General features: G+C 33.6%; 24 protein-coding genes and 1 pseudogene. 13 read left to right on the forward strand and 12 right to left on the reverse strand.

The window, feature by feature from the left end; genetic code table 11:
• Positions 1-219 precede the first annotated feature (219 nt).
• From MK119_RS06455 to MK119_RS06465, 3 genes are read left to right on the forward strand one after another with little or no spacing between them, the layout of a single operon-like run.
• Entirely contained in the window at positions 220-732 is a 513-nt protein-coding gene (locus MK119_RS06455; RefSeq protein WP_290672012.1) for an RNA polymerase sigma factor, read from the forward strand.
• Positions 733-785: 53 nt separating this feature from the next.
• Complete coding sequence (locus tag MK119_RS06460) at positions 786-1,709, forward strand: FecR domain-containing protein (protein ID WP_290672014.1); 924 nt, start codon at positions 786-788, stop codon at positions 1,707-1,709.
• Positions 1,710-1,765: 56 nt separating this feature from the next.
• A complete protein-coding gene (locus tag MK119_RS06465) occupies positions 1,766-4,366 on the forward strand; it encodes a TonB-dependent receptor plug domain-containing protein (protein ID WP_290672016.1) in 2,601 nt (866 codons plus the stop codon).
• Here the strand turns inward: MK119_RS06465 and MK119_RS06470 are convergent.
• Together MK119_RS06470 and MK119_RS06475 are read right to left on the reverse strand one after the other, a co-directional pair.
• Positions 4,363-4,551 (reverse strand): hypothetical protein, encoded by a 189-nt coding sequence (locus MK119_RS06470; protein WP_290672018.1) that lies wholly within the window; start codon positions 4,549-4,551, stop codon positions 4,363-4,365. The genes MK119_RS06465 and MK119_RS06470 overlap by 4 nt on opposite strands.
• Positions 4,552-4,875: 324 nt before the next feature.
• Complete coding sequence (locus MK119_RS06475) at positions 4,876-6,036, reverse strand: DNA polymerase III subunit delta' (RefSeq protein WP_290672019.1); 1,161 nt, start codon at positions 6,034-6,036, stop codon at positions 4,876-4,878.
• A gap of 720 nt (positions 6,037-6,756) precedes the next feature.
• On the opposite strand from MK119_RS06475, the gene MK119_RS06480 reads away from it, so the two are divergent.
• The 8 genes from MK119_RS06480 (at position 6,757) to MK119_RS06515 (ending at position 16,877) form a co-directional block, all read left to right on the forward strand.
• Positions 6,757-7,335, forward strand: a complete 579-nt coding sequence (locus MK119_RS06480; RefSeq protein ID WP_290672021.1) for a DUF2652 domain-containing protein — start codon at positions 6,757-6,759, stop codon at positions 7,333-7,335.
• 57 nt (positions 7,336-7,392) lie between these two features.
• A complete protein-coding gene (locus tag MK119_RS06485; RefSeq protein ID WP_290672022.1) occupies positions 7,393-7,818 on the forward strand; it encodes an SRPBCC family protein in 426 nt (141 codons plus the stop codon).
• A 184-nt stretch (positions 7,819-8,002) separates the two neighbouring features.
• Positions 8,003-9,190, forward strand: a complete 1,188-nt coding sequence (locus MK119_RS06490) for a phosphoglycerate kinase (protein ID WP_290672023.1) — start codon at positions 8,003-8,005, stop codon at positions 9,188-9,190.
• Positions 9,191-9,331: 141 nt separating this feature from the next.
• Entirely contained in the window at positions 9,332-11,014 is a 1,683-nt protein-coding gene (locus MK119_RS06495; protein ID WP_290672025.1) for a S41 family peptidase, read from the forward strand.
• 146 nt (positions 11,015-11,160) lie between these two features.
• The gene (locus MK119_RS06500) at positions 11,161-12,804 is read left to right on the forward strand and encodes a LysM peptidoglycan-binding domain-containing protein (protein ID WP_290672026.1); all 1,644 of its coding nucleotides are present in this window, start codon (positions 11,161-11,163) and stop codon (positions 12,802-12,804) included.
• Positions 12,805-12,830: 26 nt separating this feature from the next.
• Positions 12,831-13,817, forward strand: a complete 987-nt coding sequence (locus MK119_RS06505; protein ID WP_290672027.1) for a DUF4837 family protein — start codon at positions 12,831-12,833, stop codon at positions 13,815-13,817.
• 385 nt (positions 13,818-14,202) lie between these two features.
• Positions 14,203-14,394, forward strand: coding sequence for a hypothetical protein (locus tag MK119_RS06510; RefSeq protein ID WP_290672028.1), 192 nt, complete (start codon positions 14,203-14,205; stop codon positions 14,392-14,394).
• Between the two features lie 356 nt (positions 14,395-14,750).
• Positions 14,751-16,877: a Tex family protein gene (locus MK119_RS06515; RefSeq protein ID WP_290672029.1), complete on the forward strand. Its 2,127-nt coding sequence runs from the start codon at positions 14,751-14,753 to the stop codon at positions 16,875-16,877.
• A gap of 113 nt (positions 16,878-16,990) precedes the next feature.
• Here MK119_RS06515 and MK119_RS06520 read toward each other — a convergent pair whose 3' ends face one another.
• The 10 genes and pseudogenes from MK119_RS06520 to tatA form a co-directional block, all read right to left on the reverse strand.
• Positions 16,991-17,623, reverse strand: coding sequence for a hypothetical protein (locus tag MK119_RS06520; RefSeq protein WP_290672031.1), 633 nt, complete (start codon positions 17,621-17,623; stop codon positions 16,991-16,993).
• A 25-nt stretch (positions 17,624-17,648) separates the two neighbouring features.
• Positions 17,649-17,957 (reverse strand): hypothetical protein, encoded by a 309-nt coding sequence (locus tag MK119_RS06525; RefSeq protein WP_290672032.1) that lies wholly within the window; start codon positions 17,955-17,957, stop codon positions 17,649-17,651.
• Complete coding sequence (locus MK119_RS06530; protein WP_290672034.1) at positions 17,954-18,376, reverse strand: hypothetical protein; 423 nt, start codon at positions 18,374-18,376, stop codon at positions 17,954-17,956. Before MK119_RS06530 ends, MK119_RS06525 begins: the two co-directional genes overlap by 4 nt.
• Positions 18,377-18,412: 36 nt before the next feature.
• Positions 18,413-18,769: pseudogene (locus MK119_RS06535) on the reverse strand (alpha/beta hydrolase-fold protein); the annotation flags it as partial.
• 190 nt (positions 18,770-18,959) lie between these two features.
• Positions 18,960-19,814 (reverse strand): acyl-CoA thioester hydrolase/BAAT C-terminal domain-containing protein, encoded by an 855-nt coding sequence (locus MK119_RS06540; protein WP_290672035.1) that lies wholly within the window; start codon positions 19,812-19,814, stop codon positions 18,960-18,962.
• Positions 19,815-19,880: 66 nt separating this feature from the next.
• Positions 19,881-20,282, reverse strand: a complete 402-nt coding sequence (locus MK119_RS06545; protein WP_290672037.1) for a hypothetical protein — start codon at positions 20,280-20,282, stop codon at positions 19,881-19,883.
• A gap of 181 nt (positions 20,283-20,463) precedes the next feature.
• A complete protein-coding gene (locus MK119_RS06550; protein ID WP_290672039.1) occupies positions 20,464-21,117 on the reverse strand; it encodes a hypothetical protein in 654 nt (217 codons plus the stop codon).
• A 28-nt stretch (positions 21,118-21,145) separates the two neighbouring features.
• On the reverse strand, positions 21,146-21,475 hold the full coding sequence (locus MK119_RS06555) for a hypothetical protein (protein ID WP_290672041.1): 330 nt from the start codon (positions 21,473-21,475) through the stop codon (positions 21,146-21,148).
• 24 nt (positions 21,476-21,499) lie between these two features.
• Positions 21,500-21,664, reverse strand: coding sequence for a hypothetical protein (locus MK119_RS06560; protein ID WP_290672043.1), 165 nt, complete (start codon positions 21,662-21,664; stop codon positions 21,500-21,502).
• Positions 21,665-21,769: 105 nt separating this feature from the next.
• Positions 21,770-21,958 (reverse strand): twin-arginine translocase TatA/TatE family subunit, encoded by a 189-nt coding sequence (gene tatA / locus MK119_RS06565; RefSeq protein WP_290672044.1) that lies wholly within the window; start codon positions 21,956-21,958, stop codon positions 21,770-21,772.
• Between the two features lie 129 nt (positions 21,959-22,087).
• Between tatA and MK119_RS06570 the strand changes: the two genes are divergently transcribed.
• Both MK119_RS06570 and MK119_RS06575 read left to right on the forward strand, forming a co-directional pair.
• On the forward strand, positions 22,088-22,960 hold the full coding sequence (locus MK119_RS06570; protein WP_290672045.1) for a M23 family metallopeptidase: 873 nt from the start codon (positions 22,088-22,090) through the stop codon (positions 22,958-22,960).
• Positions 22,961-23,013: 53 nt separating this feature from the next.
• Positions 23,014-24,513, forward strand: a complete 1,500-nt coding sequence (locus MK119_RS06575) for a GH3 auxin-responsive promoter family protein (protein ID WP_290672047.1) — start codon at positions 23,014-23,016, stop codon at positions 24,511-24,513.
• Positions 24,514-24,553 lie beyond the last annotated feature (40 nt).

Below are 24,553 nucleotides of genomic sequence, written 5' to 3' on the forward strand. Positions count from 1 at the left end.
CTGCCGCTTATTTTCAACTAATAAAAAACCGACTTAATTGAACTTAATTTGTTTTATGAACGTATTAGAAATGTTAAATTTCTAAATGATTAATATCTTTTCTGTGCTTATTTTGATGATAAAACAGGTAACTTTGAAAATACCCTACCAATATTTTAAAAAAAAATTAAAAATAAATTTACGTAGTTTTGGAAAACCAAATTAATAACCCAGTAATTAATGACTTCGGAAGACAAATCTGTTTGCGAATCAAAAAACTATGAGAGTATCTTTAATACACATGCCGAAACACTTCGGAATTTTGTGTATTATAAATGTGGTAGTGAACAACTAGCGGAAGACATTGTTCAAGAAGCCTTCATTAAGCTTTGGAAAAATTGTGCAAAAATAATTTTTACGAAAGCAAAGTCGTACTTATTCACCGTGGCAAACAACATGTTTTTAAATGAAGTGGCACACCAAAAAGTGGTGCTAAAGTATAAACAACAAACAGGAAGCAAAGTTTCTAATGAAACTCCCGAATTTATATTAAGACAAAAAGAATTTCAAGAAAAATTACAACGCACCATTGCAAAATTGCCAGAAGGGCAACGAGAAGTGTTCTTACTCAATAGAATAGATAAAAAAACGTATGTAGAAATTGCTGAAATTATTGGGCTTTCAGTAAAAGCTGTTGAGAAACGAATGCATAAAGCATTAGTGACATTGAGAAAAGAAATAGGAAATATTTAAAAAAAAGTAGGGTATTTTATAGAGAAACTGTTTAATAAGCGAATCAAACACAAATGATGGAAGAAAAATATGATGATACGTTTCTAGCAAGATGGCTTGCCAACGATCTCACAGAAGAAGAAAAACTTCGTTTTGAAAATTCTGCTGAGCATCAGGACTATCTGCAAATCATTGAAAGTGTCGACCTTATGGAGGCACCTTCTTTTGATAAGAAATCTATATTGAGTTCGATTCAACAGAAACAACAAATACAGACTTCTAAAGTTAGAAAACTAAAAACATCGTGGTTGTACACTGCAGCTGCAGCTGTTGTTCTTTTATTTGTTGGCTTTTCTTCTATGTACTTAAATGCTGATGAAACTTTTGAAACAGGTTTTGGTGAAAAAATCACCGTAAACTTACCAGATGGATCTGAAGTACTTTTAAATGCAAAAACAACACTTTCTTTTAACGAAAATTCTTGGGATACCGATAGAACTGTTTCTCTTGACGGAGAAGCGTATTTTAAAGTAAAAAAAGGAGAAAAATTTACGGTTGCTACCACTTCAGGAACTGTTGAGGTATTAGGAACAGAATTTAATGTTCATACTCATGATGATGATATTTTTGAAGTAAAATGTCATGAAGGAAAAGTAAAAGCAACATCCAAAACACAAAAAACAGCAATATTAACACAAGGAAAAGCATTTTCTTATGTTGAAGGAAAAACAACTTCTTGGAGCTTCAATACCAACGATCCTTCTTGGAGAGATGGAGAAAGCAATTTTATGGAAATGCCTATAAAACATGTGATTAAAGCATTACAAGACCAATATGAATTTGAGTTTATTGCTGAAAATATAGACACTACACAACGTTTTACAGGAACTTTTTCACACAAAAATTTAAAACTTGCGTTGCGAACTGTTTTTGATCCTATGGAAATTTCATATACTTTTAAGGGCGAAAAAACAGTTATACTAAGAAATGCGAAATAATATTGCCCTTTTTTAATCGAAAAGGATTCGCGCAATGAAGTTTTACAGTTACGTATATGAGAAGTGTATTAAGTGTTGTCTTTCTGTTCATCACCTGTTCATTGTTTGCTCAAAACAATGGATCATTCTCTTTTGAAAAAGCACCACTGAAAAACGTATTGACTGCTATTGAAAAAGTGTATGATGTAAAATTTTCATACAATGCAGAACTTGCTGAAAACAAAATAATTACACTACAAGTTAAAGAGGCTTCCTTAAACACTGTCATCCAACGTTTGCAAAAACAAGCACCTATTGTTTTTGAAAAAGTAAATGATCGCTACTATATTATTCGCAACCAAAGTCAAGAAGGAAAAATACGAATTTGTGGTATTTTGGTCGATGCAAAAAGCCAACTGCCTATAGTAGAAGCTTCTGCGGTCAACATTTCACAAAATAAAGGAACTTTAACCAATGCAAATGGAAAGTTTGAATTGTTCTTAGCATTTCCAACAGATACCATAGAAGTACGTTTTCTTGGATATAAAACCCAACGCATGACCGCTCAGGAATTGCATAATGAACCCTGTGAAACCATTTCAATTGAAGCAGATCAATTTGATTTGGGTACGGTTTTAATTAGTAACTATCTAACATCTGGAATTAATAAAAACAATGATGGAGCGCTTTCGCTTTCGCCGTCAAAACTAGGAATACTTCCTGGACTCACAGAACCAGATGTATTACAAAGTATTCAACTATTACCGGGAATTCAAAGTCCAAACGAAACAGCTTCCGGGCTCTTTATTCGTGGAGGAACACCTGATCAAAACTTAATTTTGTGGGATGGAATCAAAATGTACCATTCTGGACACTTTTTTGGTTTAATTTCAGCATTTAATCCTTATGTAATTGAAGAAGTTTCTGTGTACAAAAGCGGAACGGAAACACGTTATGGAGATCGTATTTCAGGAGTTATTGACATTCAAACAGATACCAAAGTACCAGAAAAATTATCGGGAGGATTTGGATTCAATATGACGCATGCTGATGCCTATTTAAAAATACCAGTTGCTAAAAACTTTGGTCTAATGGTCTCGGCACGTAGAGCATTTACAGATGTTTGGGAAACATTTACCTATAATAATTTTTCAGATCGTGTATTTCAAAACACAAAAATTACCAAAAGCTCAGAAATAGTAGAAAATGTATTCTCTGAAACGGACAACAAATTCTTCTTTACAGATTATACCATAAAACTGATTGCAAAACTCTCAGATAAAGATGAAATCACGCTGAGTAATCTGCGTACCAAAAATGAGTTGGATTTTATGTCTGAAGTGGATCTTTTTCAAGAAACATCTAGAGATCAACTTAGCATTCGCAATGATGGTTTTAGCGGATTTTGGAAACGACAATGGAATCCTAACTTTTCACATACTTTAGATGCATATTATTCTCGATTTGATTTTGATTACTTAGGAACATTCCGAGGAAATTTGGTAGGTGCTACAGAGCAAGATCAAAAGCGAAATAAAATCAAAGACATCGGTTTTTCATACAATACCAATTGGAAAATAGACGAAAAACGCAGTCTACAATCCGGATATCAATTTTCTTCTAACGATGTTTCCTATGGTTTTTCAGGTTTTAACGGAACCGAGGAAGGTGTAGAAACCTATAATTTTGGAGAAGAGAGTATCAATAATTCACATGCCTTATTTACGTCGTTTAAATACAATGATAAAAACGAATTAATCATCAATGCAGGTTTGCGAATGAATTATTTTAGTATTACGGAAGAAACCTTATTTGAACCGAGATTATATGTGGAGAAAAAACTAAATGATGCTTTTAGTGTAAACTTCTCAGGAGAATTAAAACACCAAGCAGTCAGTCAAATACTAGAATTCAATACGGCAAACTTTGGATTGGAAAATCAAGTTTGGGCGATAGCGAATGGAGATGAATTTCCAGTATTAAAAAGCAGGCAAATTTCAGCAGGAGTTCTATTCAGTAAAAGAGGTTGGCGTGTAGATTTAGACACGTATTACAAAAACATTACAGGACTAACATCCTTCAATAGAAGCTTTGGTAATACAAGTGTTTTAGAAACTTTTACAGAAGGAAACAGTAAAATATATGGAGTTGATGTATTGATTGAAAAAAAGATCAATGATTACCAAACGTGGATGGGATATTCTTACACAAACAATGAATTTGAATTTTCTCGTATCAACAACGGACTAACGTTTCCTGGTAATTATGACATTCGTCACTACTTCCGTTGGGCACATTCGTACACCATAAACAACTTTAAATTCTCTCTAGGATGGAATTACCGCACAGGAACGCCATACACGCCTGTAACGTCCGAAACGCAGTCTAACGGTAACTTATTTGTCTTTATTGGAGAAACGAACAGTACACGCATCCCTGACTATCATCGCTTGGACTTTTCAGGAACATATACGTTTGATTTTGATAAAAAGAATAAATGGAAAGGAAAAATAGGGTTTTCATTACTTAACATCTACAATCGTAATAACCTGTTGGAACGTTATTATGAAATCAGACCGTTCCTAAACCAAGAAAACAATGTTCAATTTCGTTTAGAAACGGTTGATAAATTCTCATTAGGAATGACGCCTAATTTGGTATTTAGAGTAGATTTTTAATTTTTCTCCTCTTTTTTTGGCTCATCCAAACACACTGCATTTGGATCTGTTGGATCGTCAGAACCTACAAAATCACAAGAAACACAGGTAGTAGTAATCACTTTTCCTCCACCAATTTGATTGGCATCAAGAGAAGAAATAGTTCGTTTGTTTAATGGAATTTTTTTAAACACTAACTTTTTCATAATGTACTTGTTTTTTAAAATTATGAAATACGTTTTAGATAAGTATACAATCGCATACACCAATTCTCCAACTGATAGAGGCTGGATCAAATGTACATACTGGATTTAATTGCATTGTATGAGGCTCTCCACCTTCGCAACAACCTGTTCCACCTTTACAAGGACCTTCACAAGTTTGAGCAGGTGTAGCTCCACTAGTAAGGTTAGAAATTTACTTTTTGTTGAGCTTTAGGCTTTTTAAATTCCGTTTTTTCATAATAAATGATTAAAAGTTCATCATCATGAAAAACGTAACCCACTATGAAAGTTAAAAAATGAAAAAAATTATAAAGGAAGGTCTTTTCTATGCAGTAAACGCGTCAATTTAATCGACAAATCCGTCAATACGATTTTGGCATTTCCGTTGCGCTCTATATGATAAATAGCATCTTGCAACTCATTGGTAATGTCTAAAATGTTATTTCCATGTACAAAAGGAGCAAATTTTTCCAAGAAGAAACCTTTCGTATGCGACTCAAAAAACACCAAATCAGTAGCTGTATAATTGTGTAATAAAGCTTGTCTAAAAAGATTTAGGCAAAAACCTAAAAACTTTTTCTGAGTTTCTCGTCCTGTTTTAGCAACTTCCTCACTCCAAGAAATTAAATCGCGAATAGCTGTTTTATTTCCTTTGGCTTTAAAAGCAGAACGAACCCAAGTCACAAACCAAGTTTCAAACATAAAATCTTCCGAATCTTGATGTACCAAATCCACCGCTTTGTTATAATTTCCGTTTGCCTGATGTGCAATTTTAGTGGCTTCAACTTCGGAAACATTCAAATTTTTAATCAAAGAATCTTTAATGGCTTGTTCGCCCAAAGGTGGAAAATGCAAAACTTGACAACGGGAACGAATTGTATTGATAATTTGCTCTTCATCTTCTGCAATCAAAATAAAAAGGGTTTGACTTGGCGGTTCTTCAATTAATTTCAGCAATTTATTGGCAGCAGCCGTATTCATACGTTCAGCCATCCAAATAATCATCACCTTATAACCACCTTCATACGATTTTAACGTCAATGATTTTACAACATCTAAGGCTTCATCAACACCAATCTGCCCTTGCTTATTATCTATTCCAAGCAACTTATACCAATCAAATAGATTTCCGTACGGTTGTTCTTTGATAAATTGACGCCATTCTTCTAAAAAATGCTTGGAAACAGGATGACTTTTCACTTTATGATTTCCCGCTACCGGAAAGGCAAAATGCAAATCGGGATGAGATAGATTGCTCAATTTTAAATTGCAAGCTTCATTTCCGTCCGTATTTTCACCATCCACATTTTTACACAACACATATTGTGCATAAGCCACGGCCATTGGAAGTGTGCCACAACCTTCAGGACCAACAAAAAGCTGCGCATGTGGAATACGTCCACGATCGGCACTTAAGGTCAAATGTTTCTTAATATGTGTGAGTCCTAAAATATCTTGGAAAAGCATGTGGCAAATATAGGAGTATGCTTTGAATTATTCAGCAAAATCTAAAAAACTCAAAGTATCCAAGAATAAAACTTTTATAAATAGAAAGCTATTTTAATTTTACAAAAGCTCTTTTTCACGAATAGCTTCATCGATATCAACAGTTACATATTTGTGACTGTTAAAAAAAGACTTATTGGAAGTCAATTTGATGGTAGCAACAACACTTCCGTTTTTCTTTGTATCTACAGAAGTTATCGTAACTTTTGCACCTTTAATGTTTTTATAACTAGCAATTCCTCCTTTTTTAAGAATAAAATTTGCTTTTGGGAAATTGATATGCTTGTAACTATTATTATGCGCTTCACCAACTGTAAAAACGTCTCCAACTTTAACATCGGAGTTTTGAGCTTAGATTGAACTTGTGAAAAAACTAAAAATGACGGCTAAAAAAAGATACTTTTTCATGAGATTACATTCGAGATTAATACTTACTTAAAAAAACAAAAAATTGCGAAATCATGAATGAAACGCATTGATTTTTTTTGATTAAAAAATAAATGTAACTCTTTTTGATTTTTCTGCTTTTTTAAGTCTAAAACAATCATTATCAACAATTATTCAAGTAAAAGTAAAATAATTTTTAAAAATGGATACTTCAAAGTAGTTTTTGAATGATTTTACTAAAAATTACGACAAACTAGATATCTTTATAGCAACTCGATCAAAAAAACACATACAATGGCGGACAAAGCGCTTTTATTTATTCCTGATATTTCAGGATTTACCGAATTTGTTCAACATACGGCCATTCAACACAGTCGTCTTATTATTTCAGAATTACAGGAATTACTAATAGATAACAATATCACAGGTTTACAATTAGCAGAAATAGAAGGTGATGCACTATTTTTTTACAGAATAGGTGAAGTAGACATCAAACAAATTCGTGATCAGGTAAAACGTATGTACATTGCTTTTCATACCTATTTACAACGCTATGAATATGAAAAAATTTGTCAATGTTGCGTGTGTTCATCTGTGTATAATCTCTCTTTAAAATTTATTATTCACTATGGAGATATAGAATTTATTTCTGTAAAAGATACCAACAAACCTTACGGAAGCAATGTGATCAAAGTACATCGACTGCTCAAAAACGATGTGCCCATTTCAGAGTACACTTTATTTACGGAAGATGTAGACCAAGAAACCTTAAAAACTGCCGAATATAACTTGCAAACCAATTACGATTTTGGAAATATCAACTATGCCTACGAATCGCTTTCTGATTACAAAACGGAACTTCCAGAAATCTAGCCAATACCAGACAATGTTCCTAAACACAATTTATACAGTGAAGAAGCCAGTATTGACATGCCTATTTTAGAGCTGTATGAAGTTATTAGCAATTTTGATTATCGGTTGTTATGGGCAAAAGTAATTGACAAAGTAGAATATGAAAAAAATCGTATCAATCGACTAGGAGATAAACATAAGTGCCTAATAGACAAAAAAGAGGTCACACCAACGACAGTTACCAAAAAAGCTGAAAAAAATCAGCTGGTTTATGGAGAGTCGACAACCGAAATTCCATTTACTAAAAAATTGAATGTCTATTATGTCTTAACTCCTGAAAATGATCAGAAAACACGACTCAGAATTGAGATATTTGTCGATTTTAAGCCTTTCGGTGTCTTACTAAAACGTTTGATGAAAAAAAACTTCAAAAAAGTCGTTCCCGAAAATATAAAAGAACTTATATTGCTTGCTGAATCAGGATTTAATCCGAATTCTGCATAAGAACTTTGTGATGAAGTTCTCAACTACAAAGAAGACTAGTGCTTTCTTAATTTCAGCATAGGATCGCTATGTTTACATTAAAAAGTATAGTGTAGCGCTAGTATTTGAAGTAGTTGATAACTGCAATAGATTTTCTAATGTAGAGTGCGGATTTAAAACAACAATAACCGAAAAATAAATACTTGTGAAAACGCTAAACGATTTTAACTTTAAGGATAAAAAAGCATTAATTCGTGTCGATTTTAATGTACCGTTAGATGATGAATTTCAAGTAACTGACGATACACGTATTCGTTCAGCAAAACCAAGCATCATCAAAATATTAGAAGATGGAGGAAGCTGCGTACTTATGTCGCACTTAGGAAGACCAAAAGGATTTCAAGAAGAATTTTCACTACGCCATATTGTAGAAGTAGTTTCGCAAATCATTGGAGTGCAAGTAAAATTTGCTGGAAACTGTATAGGAGAAGAAGCTAACAAAGCTGTGGCTGAATTAGAAAACGGCGAAGTATTACTCTTGGAAAATTTACGTTTTCACGAAGAAGAAAAAGGTGGCGATGAAGCTTTTGCAGCACAATTAGCACAACACGGAGACATCTACGTAAACGATGCCTTTGGTACAGCACATAGAGCGCATGCTTCTACAGCAGTAATTGCACAAAACTTTGCAGATAACAAATGTTTTGGATTCTTATTAGCGAAAGAAATAGAAAGCATTGCCAAAGTCATGGAGACAGGAGAAAAACCAGTAACAGCAGTACTTGGAGGCGCCAAAGTATCTTCTAAAATTACCATTATTGACAATATTTTAGACAAAATAGATCACCTAATTATTGGTGGAGGAATGACATTTACATTCATCAAAGCACAAGGCGGAAGCATTGGAAACTCTTTAGTGGAAGATGATAAATTGGAATTGGCGAAAGAAATTATGGCTGAAGCTTCGGCTAAAAATGTGACGATTCATTTGCCAGTTGATTCTGTAATAGCAGATGCTTTTGCAAACGATGCCAATACCAGAGTAGTTGACGTAAGAGAAATTCCAGACGATTGGATGGGATTAGATGCTGGACCTGCAACACAAGCAAAATTTGCTGAGGTTATTGCACAATCAAAAACCATTCTTTGGAACGGACCATTAGGTGTTTTTGAAATGCCAAGTTTTGCCAAAGGGACCATTGCTTTAGGAAATGCAATTGCAGAAGCTACTAAAAATGGAGCCTTTTCTTTAGTTGGAGGAGGAGATTCAGTTGCCGCTGTAAAACAATTTGGTTTTGAACCAAAAGTAAGCTACGTAAGTACAGGTGGTGGCGCAATGTTAGAAAGCTTGGAAGGAAAAACATTGCCAGGAATTGCAGCAATTCTATCATAAAGATATACTCAAAAATATAAACAAAAATCCTGCTTTATAGCGGGATTTTTCTTTTTTAAAAAAGCTTAAACCGCCGTTAAAAATGTTAAAAAGAGATTGAATTAGCAAGTGTATTTATATTTTTCCATTCAAATAAACTACATGAAAAAAAGCATACTTTTTATAGCATGTTTGCTGTTATTTGTGAGTGTACAAGCACAATCTGTAACTGAACAAACCAAAATCAAAGAATTTGGACTTATTTGGGGATTTTTAAAATACCATCATCCTGTATTATCAGATGGAAAAAAAGACATTGATGCCGAATTTTTACAGCACTTTAAACAATTAAAAGACATCAACGATAGGAAAGAGTTAAATGCATTTTTTCTCAAATGGATTCTGAGTTATGGTGAGGTTTCTGAAAAAGTCAAAAAACCAAAAGAAACCTACAAATTTGAAAAAAATCTAAACTTAGATTGGATTCAGAATGAAGCGTTTAACGTAGAGCTTCAAAAAACACTGTTAGCATTGCGTGCTAATGTAAAAAACTTCAAAGGACACTATGCAAAACTGGAAACACTAACACGTTTTGTAAGCTTCAATGAAGAAAAAAAGCTAGAAAACTTTTCTCCTGAAAACTTAGCACACAGAATGCTAACACTATTTCGATTTTGGAATGTGGTTAATTATTATGACGTTAACAAATACCTAGCTGACGAAAATTGGAATGATGTTTTAGAACATTCAATTATACAGTTTTTAGATGCAAATACTGCCAAAAGCTATGACAAAACGAAAACAGAACTCATAGCAAGCTTGAATGATTCACATACGTTTTATATTGGGAAAGCCTACGGATTGCCAAGGTTCAAATACAAAGCGGCTTTTCAAACTACTTATATCAATGATACGCTGGTAATAACAAAATTTTGGAACAAGAAACTTTGCCAACAAAACGGAGTTGAACTTGGTGGAACAATTACCGAAATAGAAGGCAAAACGGTAAAAGAATACATCAAAGCAAACTTTGGAAACCTTTACAATTATGCCAATGAAAATGTGCTCATGTACAGAACGCAAGCAGTTGCCTTATATCAAGAAGATCGAAAAGAAGTTAACATACGTTATACAAAGCCTAATAGTGATCAAAATGCGTCAAAAACCATACAGTTATTTAATATCATGGAAGTTGATGACCAAAAAGAAAGCATTGCAAAGCAAGCGCATTATGGACAAAAATTCTATGAAATCAATTCAAAAACAGCGTACATCGGCTTAGGATATCTAGAGAAGAAAGATTTAGGAAAAATACTGAAAAAATCAAGCAAATACGAAACGATAATTTTTGATTTGCGAAAATATCCGAAATACGTAGACTTACCAAAGTTAACCAAATGGCTCTATCCAAACAGAAGTAAATTCATCAAAGTATTATTTCCAACAAAAGTGCCCGGTTTGGGAGAATACGATGCGGAAGCACCGTTAAGCTTTGTCTCAGATCCTTTTTCTGGAGGAAGAAAAAATAAAAAATATTACAAAGGAAAAGTGATTTTATTGGTGAACAAATCAACCATAAGTCAAGCCGAATACATTGCTATGGCTATTCAAAATAGTCCAAATTGCATCACAATTGGCGAGCAAACGATGGGCGCAGTTATGAATATCACAAGTATTCCAATGCCAGAAGGTCCTGAAATTAACTTTACAAGTATGGGTGCTTTTTATCCAGATGGCACCAGTGTTCAGCGAAAAGGACTAAAAATTGACTATAAAATTTCTCAATTGGCTTCGCAACCAGAAAGAGACATGATGTTAGAGAAAGCCCTAAAATTAGTAGATTAAAATACGTTGAACCTAATCTAAATTTCTGTAGCTAGACTTTTTTAAGATACTGTAATTTCTGAAATAGAAGAAAAAACACGAATTTAGCGGCAATCCCGTTTTTATACACAGAAATATGTGTAAAATCGATAAAATGACCTACATACATGAAATATTTAGCTAGCATTGTTTTCTTATTACTGGCATCAGTGGGAATTGCCCAAGAAGATGAAAAAAAGCCAGCAGTAAAAAAACCTGCATTCGAAATAGTAAAAGACACAATCATTCTTGATGGTAAAAAAACCATCATGACAGATACCATTTATTTAGATACCAAAAACGAAATCAAACGCACATTTGATGATACTCTTCCTGAGTTAGACAGTACAAAAACAGCTTTAGAAGGCTTTAATGGACTCAACCAGGAAAATGAAAGCTATAAGTTGCTAGACAACCAAATGGCAGCAAAAATTGATAGTTTATGGCTTCGCGAGCTTGGTGGAGCAGAACTATTTGACACCATTCACAAAGAAATTACTGAATTAAAATACGATCCTGTCGTATATCAAGAATTACCAACGGATACCTTGAAAGCTCGCTTGGCGCGATTAAACACAAAAACACCTTTCAATATTGAGTACAATCCGTCATTAGAAAGTGTGATTCGCAGATTTTTAAAAAGACGCAAAAAGTCAATGGAGCGCTTGATGAAAATCAGTCAGTACTACTTTCCAATGTTTGAACAAGAATTGGACAACTATAACATTCCGTTAGAAGTAAAATATTTGGCGATTGTAGAATCTGCCTTAAATCCACGTGCTCGATCACGAGTTGGTGCTACAGGCTTATGGCAATTTATGTATCAAACAGGAAAGCAATATGATTTAAATGTGAGTTCGTACGTTGATGAACGCAGCGATCCTGAAAAATCAACCAAAGCGGCTTGCCAATATTTAGCAAGTTTATACAAAATATTTGGCGATTGGGATTTAGCATTAGCAGCCTATAACTCAGGACCAGGAAATGTTTCCAAAGCTATCAGACGCTCTGGCGGATATGTAAATTACTGGAACATTCGTTCAAACTTACCACGTGAGACTGCAGGATATTTACCAGCATTCTTAGCAACCATGTATATTTTTGAATATGCAGAAGAACATGGTTTTCAGCCAGAAAAAATTGAAGTACCGCACTTTGCTACTGATACCATTCGCGTAAAGCAATTATTAACGTTTGATCAAATTTCTGAAGTATTAAACGTAAAAGTAGAAGACTTACAGTTTTTCAATCCGTCGTACAAACTAGACATCATTCCACACATAAAAGGTCGAAACTATACGTTGCGATTGCCAGTACAAGAAGTTGGAAAATTTGTCAATAATGAAGATGCAATCTATGCGTTGGCAAAAGAAGAACTAGCCAAACGTGAAAAACCATTGCCGCAACTTTTCGAAATGGACAAACGTACGCGTTACCGTGTTCGTAAAGGTGACTACTTAGGGAAAATTGCAAGACGATTTGGAGTACGTGTAAGTGACTTAAAACGATGGAATGGACTTCGATCAAACCGATTGCGAATAGGTCAACGCTTAACAGTATATCCTCGAAAACCTGGTTTTGCGACTAAAAAACCATCCAAATCGAAAAAAAATAAAAGCAACGCAAAAACCTATACGGTCAAGTCTGGCGACTCTTTGTGGAGTATTTCACAAAAATTTCCCGGAGTTTCTGTGAAAAATATTAAAAAATGGAACGATATTAGTGGGAATAAATTAAAACCAGGAATGAAACTACGAGTTTCTAAAAAATAGTAAACAATCATAAAAACCGATTTGACGTGAAAAAATTATACGTATTTCTAGCAGTCTTGGCATTATTTTCTGCATGCGAAGACCCTAAAGACAAAGATGTGGCAGCTCAATACTTGCCATTATCTGGTGGAAAAGTAAACATGATTGCGGTAGTAATGGATGGCGATCAATGGGAAGGAAGAATAGGCGATAGTATTCGAAGCATTTATGGAGTGCCAACTGATGGTTTGCCAATGATAGAACCAATTTTTTCTTTAAGACACATCAAGCCAGAAGTATTTAAAAAACAAATCAGAACGTACAGAAGTGTGATCATAGCACAGACATCTGATAAAAAAATGTTCAAAATCCGTAAAAACGTATACTCAAAACCACAAAGAATAGTATATGTTGGTGGAACTGAAGACGAAATTGTAACACAACTAAGTGAAAATGCCGCTGCCTCTATCAAAATATTGAAGGAAAACGAATTATTTTCTAAACAGGAAGCAATTAGAGGTTCTTTAAATCAAGAAAAAACCCTTGAAGAAACATTTGGAATTAGCTTAAATATTCCTTCTGTGTACAAAATGGTAAAAAAGGAAGACAACTTTGTATGGTTTGAGCGAAAAGTAAAAAACGGTACCATGAACATTATTGCGTATGCATTACCATTAGGAAGTATTCCTAAAGATGATACCACTATTGATGCTATTATCAAAATGCGCGATTCTATAGGGAAAACCTATGTGCCTGGAAGAGATCCAGAAACAATGTATATGATTACAGAAAAAGCGTATACGCCGTTTTTATATGAAGCAGAAGTAGATAGCAAATTTGCCTTTGAAACCAAAGGGATGTGGGAAGTATACGGTTTTCACATGGCAGGTCCATTTATCAATTATGTGGTAGAAGACAAAGAACACGATCGTTTAATGGTGATCGAAGGATTTACCTTTGCGCCATCTGAAGACAAAAGAGATTTTATGTTTGAAATTGAAGCAATTTTAAAATCTTTGAAGGTTAATAAATAAAACATACAATCATACAAAATATGCAAAAGCATGCAAGATACTTCTTGTGTGCTTTTTTGCTTTTTGTTCGCTTTCACGAGAATAAATGCTGCACTATTTTTATAGAAAAAGAAAAGTATATCTAGAATTTTAATTGTACATTATTCACTTAAAAGTACACAAAAATGTTAGCTGATTTTATACAAAATCTTGGCAATACGGAACTAGAACTTGAATAATAGCATTATCAGAAAAACGAACCGTATCAACTTAGAGATATTGGCTATTTGGCAACACAACAGATGTAGAAAATCATCAAATAGAATTTATTCAAAAAACCTTCAACGAAAATTCGCCAAAATCCAATAAAACTGAGACTTTCAAAAAAGATGCTGCGGTATTAGGCTTGTTTACCATCCGAACCAAAGATCCTTTAAAAATTATTGCCTTTTACGAAAACATACTAGATCTTAAACTATTTGTACGAATGTATGTCGATAGAGGAATAGGATTTACACTGTATTTCCTAGGAGATAAAAATTTACAAGCACCAAATCCTGATATAGATGCTCTTGAAAATATAGAATGGATGTCCTAGCAGCAACATTTATTTACTGAAATTCAATATTATTGGAATAGTAAATACAATACAGAACTCTCTTTGAATCCTAGGTCTCAAAATGGACTACAAAAAATCAATTTTTCTGGCAATAGTGCACACTTAAAAGAAAAACTAACTTCGAATAAAATTCCATTTTCTGAAGAAGCACACACAATAGTATTTGAAACACCTGATACACATGTGATTTCGTGTAAAAATGTATAAAATGATGCATTGATTGGAAAGGAATAAGAGAAATAATCTTTCTTTCAATCAAACTAAAAAACTAAATTGCGTTTCCAAAGAATAATTTTCTAATTATTGAGTCATTCAACCCTTCAATAAAAAATTTCATGACGCAACTTCAATACATCCAATCGCAACTTTCATTACCAGAAAAAAGTATTCTAAAAACCATTGAATTACTGAATGAAGATTGTACCATTCCTTTTATTTCAAGATATAGAAAAGAAATGACTGGAAATTTGGATGAAGTGCAAATAGGGCAAATCGTCAAGCTAAAAACAGCGTTTGAAGAGTTAGAAAAACGAAGAGAAGCAATTCTAAAAGCGATTACAGAACAAGATGCGTTAACTCCGCAATTGCAAGAAAAAATAGCGCAAGCAAAAACCTTGACGGCGTTGGAAGATTTGTATTTACCGTTTAAGAAAAAACGAAAAACCAAAGCTTCTGTTGCCAAAGAAAACGGACTAGAACCTTTGGCAAAAATCATCATGAAACAGCAACATGAAGATGTAGCGTATGCTGCACAACGATTTGTAAAAGGAGAAGTTGCTTCGGTACAAAAAGCTATTGAAGGAGCACGTCACATTATGGCTGAATGGATTAACGAAAACGAATACGTTAGAAACAAAATAAGACGTTTGTACCAACGAAAAGCTACAATTACAACTAAAGTAGTTAAAACAAAAAAAGACGACGATACAGCGCAGAAATACAAGCAATATTTTGATTGGAGTGAATCGCTTCAAAGGACACCTTCGCATAGACTCTTAGCGATGTTGCGTGCTGAAAAAGAAGGGTTTATCAAACTCAAGGTTGAGGTAGACAAAGAAGAAGCACTCGATATGATGGATAATATGATCATAAAAACGGATGTTACTTCTTGTACAGATCAAGTTTTTATTGCTATTGAAGATGCTTATAAACGCTTATTATCTCCTGCAATTGTCAAAGAAGTAATGAACGAAGTAAAAGCCAAAGCAGACGCCACAGCAATTTCTGTATTTGCAGATAACTTAAAACAATTATTACTTGGTGCGCCGTTAGGACAAAAACGCGTTTTGGCAATAGATCCAGGTTTTAAGTCGGGTTGTAAAGTAGTGTGTTTGGATGAAAAAGGCGATTTATTACATAACGAAAATATATATCCGCATCCGCCACAGCGAGAGATTTCTCAGGCAGGCAAAAAAATACGATCGTTGGTAAATGCGTATAAAATTGAAGCCATTGCTATTGGAAATGGAACTGCTTCACGCGAAACAGAATTCTTTGTAAAAAAGATTCAATTTGATCGCGATTTGCAAGTGTTTATTGTAAATGAAGCTGGTGCTTCGGTATATTCAGCTTCTAAAATTGCCCGTGCCGAATTTCCAAACTATGATGTAACGGTTCGTGGTGCAGTTTCTATTGGAAGAAGACTTAAAGATCCATTAGCAGAATTGGTAAAAATTGATCCGAAAGCAATTGGTGTTGGACAATATCAGCACGATGTCGATCAAACAAAGCTAAAAGACGAACTCGATACGGTTGTCATGAGCTGTGTAAATGCGGTTGGTGTAAATGTAAATACCGCAAGTAGCGCATTGCTAAGTTATGTATCTGGAATTGGTATGAATTTGGCAGAAAATGTAGTGAAATTCAGGACCGAAAATGGTAAAATTGATTCGAGAAATAGTTTAAAAAAAGTGCCTCGATTAGGTCCAAAAGCGTTTCAACAAGCAGCAGCGTTTTTACGAATTACAGATGCCAAACATCCATTAGATAATTCAACCGTACATCCAGAAAGTTATCATATCGTTGAAAAAATGGCGAAAGATGCCAAACTATCTGTTGATGAATTAATTGGAAATAAAACAGTATTGAGCAATATAAAACTTCATAATTATTGTACTGATACAATAGGATTACCAACCTTAAACGATATCATTAAAGAATTGGAAAAGCCTGGAGTTGATCCGCGAAAAGCAGCCAAACTCTTTGAATTTGATCCGAATGTAAAAACCATTTCCGATGTAAAAGTTGGAATGTCGTTGCCGGGAATTGTCAATAACATCACCAATTTTGGTTGTTTTGTAGATATTGGCATCAAAGAAAGTGGTTTGGTACACATTTCTAAACTTGCCAATGAATTTATAAGTGATGTCAATGCGGTTGTCAAACTACACCAACATGTTACGGTGAAAGTCATTGAAGTTGACGAAGCGCGTAAACGAATTCAGTTGTCTATGATAGATTAAACGTACCTTCTTGTGTAGACGAATACAAGGTAAATAAAAGTATTGTCACGTTTTAAATTTCTTAAGGTTATAAAAGTAGAAAGAAGTCAAAAAGGCTAATGAATTTCGGTTTATTAACCTTTTATTTTTTCCGTAATATTTTTATAAATATCCATCATATAAAACCCGCCAGAACGCATAAAATAAATTCTGTTTTCTTCTACAAATAAGTCGTATGGTGATTTACTAATATACATCCACAAACGTCCATCTGCTTTGGATTCTATCAACATTTCGTATGTTCTTTTTGCAGCTGCAGGAGTTTTAAAAATGTATTCTTCAACGGTAGCTCTTGGATAAGTATCTCTATTGGGTTGCATCGGTTTTGTTCCCTTTAAAAAAGCATTATGGATTTGATGAAGATCATTTTCTAACGCTTTCAAATCAATAGCGTTTGCTACAGAATCTTGCAATGCTTTGATGCGATATACACTTCCCAAAAGAGCACTTTTTTTAGGAATAACAGTATCTAAGCTTTTTAATTGATAGTTATATTTTAACGAAGCCAATCGTGTAACTTTTTCTTTTAATTTTGAAGAAAGATCTATTTTTTTAGGTTCACTTTTGTGAGAATTGACTTTGGGTGAAACCGTATCTTTTAAAACTTTTGGTGGTTGTTTTTTAGCTGGAATTGTGGTCGTTTTCTCTTTACAAGCAGCAAAGAAAACGAGTAAAATAACAACGAAAAAAGATGCAAATGTTTTCATACCATCAATTTACAACAAAAATGGATTACTTTTTTTGTAATTTTTCAAGTTTCTTTTTGTGATAGTTTGATCCGCTGATGGTATACGCAATTCTAACGTATTTGATAGCGTTTCTTATATCGCCTTGAGAAATGTAATAATCTGACATAGAATCGTATCCATTAGCGTTTTTAGGATAAGTTTCTATAAGCATTTTCAGTACCGTGAATGACTTTTTAGAATCATTATACATAAACATATATCCTAAATTATTAAGTAAATCTTCTTCTGGATACACTTTATATCCTAAATGACTGGAAAGCCTTGTATAATGTTTGTCAAAAGCATTTATCACAGTTTCAGTAGAAGTGTCTGGATTTTGTAGAATATCAATAAAATCACCACGCATTCTATACAAGAATACAAATAATTTATTCCATCATATAAAGAAATTAAAGGAATAGTTTCATGATTTTCAGTAGCATAAAACTTGTGTGCAAATTGTAAAGTACTTGATGATGATTGAGAAGCTATTGAAGAAAAGTTATAGTTGGCATGTAAGCCATCCGTTCTAAACGTGGTGTCTTGTATAAGTACATCAAGATTTTTTTCTGTATCTGAAGGAAATGGATTTGCCATGGATAGAAACAACGATTTTCCACTATATTTTTTATCAGATAAACGTTTGGCTAATTGACGGTTTAACACTTCATTATCCCACCATAAACTAGGATCAATGGCCAAATAATTGGAAAACAATTCAGGATGTTCCAAGAGTGTATTTACAACAAATAAACCTGCAAATGAATGTTATACTAAAATTCTATGACTCGTGGTTGGATACTTTTTATCCATATATGGAATTAATTCATTTGCAATAAAATCAGTGAATTTTTCTCCACCGCCAGAATCTTTGACCCAATCCGATGCACCATTAGCCTCTTTTACTTTTGTAGGTGTTAAATCGCGAACTCTATGTTGAGAATTTTCAATGCCGACAACAATCATTTCAGCAATAATATCTGAATCTAATTGATTGATTACCGTACAAATAGATAAAAAATGCGCACGACCATCCAACACGTATATAACTGGGTATTTTTTCGGGTGATTTGTTGGAATTGTAGCACTTTCAGGAATTTGAATCCAAAGTTGTCTCTTTTCCGAAAGAACTTTTGAATATACTTGATCCTTAGTTCCTAGTTCCCATAACTTATTTTGATTGGATTGTGCATAGGTTTAAAAAATTCCTGTGCATATGAGTAAGCAACTAAGAAGATAGTGTCGTTTATTTTTCATAATTGAGATCGGTAGTTAATGTTTGTTATAATTTCAAACAAATAATACTAAAAATAAACTATTTCTTTATAGGAAATTCATGACTTAAAAAATTAAAAACCAAGTCAAAATGTTGTAAAGGAGCTACATGCGAACCTACAATTGTCACATGTTCTGCATTGTACTGAAAGTTATATGTTTTGAGTCGTTGCATCATTTTATGACACATCGGTGTGGTAGGAGCTATTTCATCTTCAGTGGCAGAAACTAGTAAAATAGGTGCTTTTATTTTTTCAACAGGGATCAATGCTTTCTTTTCTGCTTCTTTATCTTGTAACATGGCTTCAAAAGCTCCGCGCAAGTCACGTTTCATAATAAAAGGTACTGCGGCTTCATTTACAGGAACAAAAGGTAATTCTTGTTGATTAAAAGTCCATGATGAACTTGTAAAGTGTTGTGTGTTTCCCGGAAAAACGGCGTGACTCGGTACAATCCCAACAACACAATCAATATCTGTATAATAACTGGCAACCAATAAAGCCAAATCTGCACCACGAGAACCGCCAACAATTGCAATACGTTCTGCATTTACCTGCGGATGCTGCGTCGCTTTTACAATAGCATTGTGAATATCTTCAATGGCAATTTTTTCTAACAATTTGGGTGTTCCTTGCGCATTAAAATATCCAATAGCTAAAAATGCATACCCTTTTTCTATAATTTGATCTCTTATTTTTTTCCAGTAATTACTTGTCCAAGCATTTCCACCTTCGGAACCACCCAAACCTACAATTAAAGGTTGATTATTGCTTTTTCCGACATACAACACAGCTTCTGTATTTTTTGTAACAAGTGTTTCTTGTGCACTTATTGTAGTAGTTGCAATGAAGAAAAATAGAATAATTATACAGTGTATGTTTTTTGATAAAGTCATAGTCGTTTGCTTTTGAAACAAAGTACGTGTATAGAAGTTTCAAAACATTTGATTTATGTCAAAAAATCATTTTTCAGCACGAATTCTACTCAAGGTTTCTTGTGTAATGCCGATATAAGAAGCAATCATTCCTAGCGGAATACGATGGTAAATATCATGATATGTTTCACGAAAATGCGCATACTTTTCCTTGGCAGAAGCAAAACGCATGGAAGTAATTCGCTCCATCAAATGTCCAAAAATAGTGCCCATAGACAATCGTGAATAGCGTTCCATTTCTGGGAAATGATCAAACAAATACACCAAATCATTCACATGAAGTGCAAAAGCTTCTGTAGCTTCAATAGCATCAATATAATAGATGTCTTTTTTGCGTTGCATAAAGCTTCTGGGAGAATTTATCCATTCATCTTTACTACAAAAATATTCACTCACTTCTTTACCATCTTTCAAAAAATAAGTGCGCAAAATCCCTTTTCGAATAAAATAACTTTTCGTAGAAATTTGATCGGCGTCCAACACAAGTTCCCCTTTTTTAAAATGAACTACATGCAATCGAGCTTCCAATGCTGCTTTTAGCGTATCAGAAAGTGTAATGTATTGCTCAAAATGCTCAAATATGTTTTCAGTGGTTTTAATATATAATTTTTTAAGGTTTCTTTTTTTTTAAAAGTAATAAGATATCAGTAATAAGATATGCTGAAACTGTTGTCATTCCTAAGATTGCATGCACGTATTTTTGAGTTGGAAAAAAGTGAAAAATGCTAATGTACAAAGTAAGCAACCCAATTGGATAAGTAAGAATTAGAATAAAAATGCGAAACAACCAATGTTCGTTAGCAATAGGTTGGTTTGTCATATCAATTGCTAATTCCTCAAAAATGGCTTTTTGCTGAATACGCTTTTCACCTTCATATACAGCTTTACAAAACACTACATACAATATTATAAAAACCACAACAATACAGGTATACAACCAAAAACGCTCATTTTTATACAAGTTAAAAAGCTTCCAAGAAAAAAATGAAAACAGTATTGTAAATACTCCTAAGAAAAACGCTTTTCCAAAAATATTAAGCTTGCTATGAACATGTACTAAATGGTTGTCGTTGTTGAATATAAAAATAAAAACCGAATACAAACTTGCAGTCCAACTCGTATGCTGCCATAGTCGAACTTCTTTTGAAGAACGTTTTCCATATCGTTTTTTATTCTTGTAAAAAAAGCACAAAAAATGTGTCCGAAATGTATCGGGTTTTTCATTTACTATAAGTGCTGCTACTTCTTTTTGAGTAATTTTCATGAATGGAAATTAGTAGGAATACTGTGTATTATTTCAACCTAAAACTTTTAAAAACCTTCATTGCAATGTCAATATACTTATCATACTGATTTTGTTCGCACGTAAGTGTAAGCACTTTTGCTTTATCGTTGATTACATAATAATGCTGTGCAAATTTTAATTTGTAATCATTTTGTTCTCCAGTATATACAACACGATGATATGGAATTGGGCCATTCGTAATTCGCTTACTTTCGATAATTTTTGCGCCTTCAATCATGGTTTTTATTTGCTGTTCAGAAGTCTTGGTATATTTATCAAGATCCAAATTATAGCCAGCTAAATCTAGAATTAAGACATTTATATTTTCTGTAAACATATCCTCTGGATTGTTTTGCGGACTCTACATAATGATATCTGCGCCCATACTTCCAGAAGTATCTATTTCCAAACTGCTAGGATATTGTATAGTATATGCATCACGTGTGATAAATTTCCAAGATTCTTGCGCTTTAATAGTCGTACTAGTACATACAAACACTAAGATGAGAAATGTTATTTTTTTCATGTTAAATTTGATATTTATTACAAGTCTAAAGCTAGTTCTTTCTGTATCAAAAAAAATCCACACTGCATCAGTGTGGATTTTGTATCTTTTATATAAAATAGGAAATTACTCTTTCTCTACTTTCTTAGTATCGTCTTCACCTTTACTTGCATCTTTAAACTCTCTAATTCCGCTACCTAAGCCGCGCATTAATTCAGGAATCTTTCTTCCTCCAAATAAAAGTAATACAACAACTACAATTAAGATAATCGAAGTTCCTCCAGGAATAGCTAAAAACATATTTAGTGACATCATGATGTTTATTATTTATGGTACAAAGGTAAAAATAAATAGATACTTTGCAGTAAAGAAGCATAAAAAAAACACTTCAATACAATTTATTCCTAATATTTTTCTTTTAAGTTTGTAACGCAGAAAACAATCATGGCAAAAGAAAATCGAAAAAAACGACAACTCAAAAAGAAGCTTTTGCACAAGTATCGTTTGGTAATTCTGAATGAAGATACTTTTGAAGAGCGTATTTCTTTCAAACTCACACGCTTAAATGTATTTGTGCTAGTTGCGTTTTCTGCAATTATACTTATTGTACTTACGACTATTTTAATTGCTTTTACCTCTTTACGAGAATATATTCCAGGATATTCATCAACTGCATTGAAGCAAAAAGCGATCCATCTGAATGAAAAAATTGATTCTTTAGAACAAATTGCCCGAAGAGACTCAATTTACTTACAATCTATTCGCAATGTCCTTACGGGAGAAGTGAAAAGTAAAACCATTAATAAGGATTCTTTGTTTAAGTCGTTTGAGGCAGACCCTGATCAGGTAAGTTTAGCACCAAACAAACAAGATTCTTTATTACGTGAAGAAGTAGCTCAGGAAGACAAGTATAATTTGTTTGAAACCGCTACTTCCAAAGTTAATTTTAAGCTCTTTCCACCCGTAAAAGGTGAAGTATCTCAAAAATACAATCCGAAAGAAAAACACTATGCTGTGGATGTAGTTGTGCCAAAAGATACACCTGTAAAAGCCACTGCTGATGGAATGGTTATTTTTGCCGAATGGACGGCAGAAACAGGATATGTTATTATCATTGAACACTCTAACAATTTAATTTCGGTATACAAACATAATGCTTCTTTAACCAAGCAACAAGGCGATTTAGTTAGAGTAGGAGAAGTAGTTGCCAGAGCAGGAAATACAGGAGAATTGACTACAGGTCCGCATTTACATTTTGAACTTTGGAGCGAAGGATATTCCATCGATCCACAATCATTTATTGATTTTAAACTATAAATTGTGAATATAAAAATACATCTGATTTAATTTAAGAAAGCAAACACTCACAGATGAAATCAATCAAAGCCCTTTTAGCAAAACCTTTTGCAAAGCATATTCAAAAAAAAGTATCAAAATGGGCAAACAATCCACTAGAAACACAAGAAAAAATCTTTAAAAAACTCATTAAAGATGCGGCACATACTGCATTTGGAAAAGACCATGACTTTGACAATATTCAATCGCATGACGATTTTGTAAAACGTGTGCCAATTCGCGATTATGAAGCGTTACGACCGTACATAGGTAGAGTTGTAGCTGGTGAAAAAGACATTCTTTGGAAAGGAAAACCTGTCTATTTTGCAAAAACATCAGGAACAACCTCAGGAGCCAAATACATTCCTATTACTAAAGAATCCATGCCAACACATGTAGAAGCTGCTCGAAATGCTATTTTAGGTTACATTGCCGAAACTGGAAATACCGATTTTGTAGATGGAAAAATGATCTTTTTGCAAGGAAGTCCTGTATTGGAAGAAAAAAATGGTGTAAAATTGGGGCGACTTTCTGGAATTGTAGCACATTATGTGCCAGGCTACTTACAAAAAAACAGAATGCCTAGTTGGGAAACCAATTGTATCGAAGACTGGGAAACCAAAGTAGAAGCTATTGTTGATGAAACATTGAATGAAAAAATGGCGATCATCAGCGGAATTCCATCGTGGGTTCAAATGTATTTTGAACGCATTGAAGCAAGAACAGGTAAAAAAATAGGCGAAGTATTTCCAGATTTCAAGCTGTTTATCTTTGGCGGTGTTAACTTTGAACCGTATCGCAACAAATTTGAAAATTTAATAGGAAGAAAAGTAGACAGTATTGAATTGTATCCTGCAAGTGAAGGATTTTTTGCCTATCAAAATCAGCAAAACGATAGAGGAATGCTTTTGCAATTAAATTCAGGAATTTTTTATGAATTTGTAAAAGCAGACGAGTTTTTTGACAAAAACCCAACCCGAATTACGATAAAAGATGTGGAGGTTGGTGTAAATTACGTTATGATCATTTCTACAAATGCTGGACTTTGGGGATATAATATTGGAGATACTGTTGAATTTACCTCTGTAAAGCCATACAAAGTCATTGTTTCAGGGCGCATCAAGCATTTTATTTCAGCATTTGGAGAACACGTCATTGGAAAAGAAGTAGAACAAGCACTAAACGACGCTTTACAAGATTCTGGCGCAAGCATCAATGAATTTACCGTGGCGCCTAAAATCAACCCAGCAGAAGGCTTACCGTATCACGAATGGTTTATTGAATTTGAATCGGAGCCCAAAAACATAGCGCAATTTGCAGCAACTATTGATGCTTCATTGCAACAACAAAACAGCTATTATTTTGACTTAATCGAAGGGAAGGTTTTGAAACGTTTACAAATTACCAAAATTGAAAAAGACGGCTTTCAAATCTATATGAAATCGATCGGAAAATTGGGTGGACAAAATAAAATTCCTAGATTATCAAACGATAGAAAAATTGCGGAAATACTAACGAATTACAAAAAAGCTTAGAAATATCAAATTAACTTGTATTTTTGTGCGGAAAAACCAT

It is taken from the genome of Kordia sp. (assembly GCF_022447245.1).
In the GTDB taxonomy this organism is placed as follows: Bacteria; Bacteroidota; Bacteroidia; order Flavobacteriales; family Flavobacteriaceae; genus Kordia.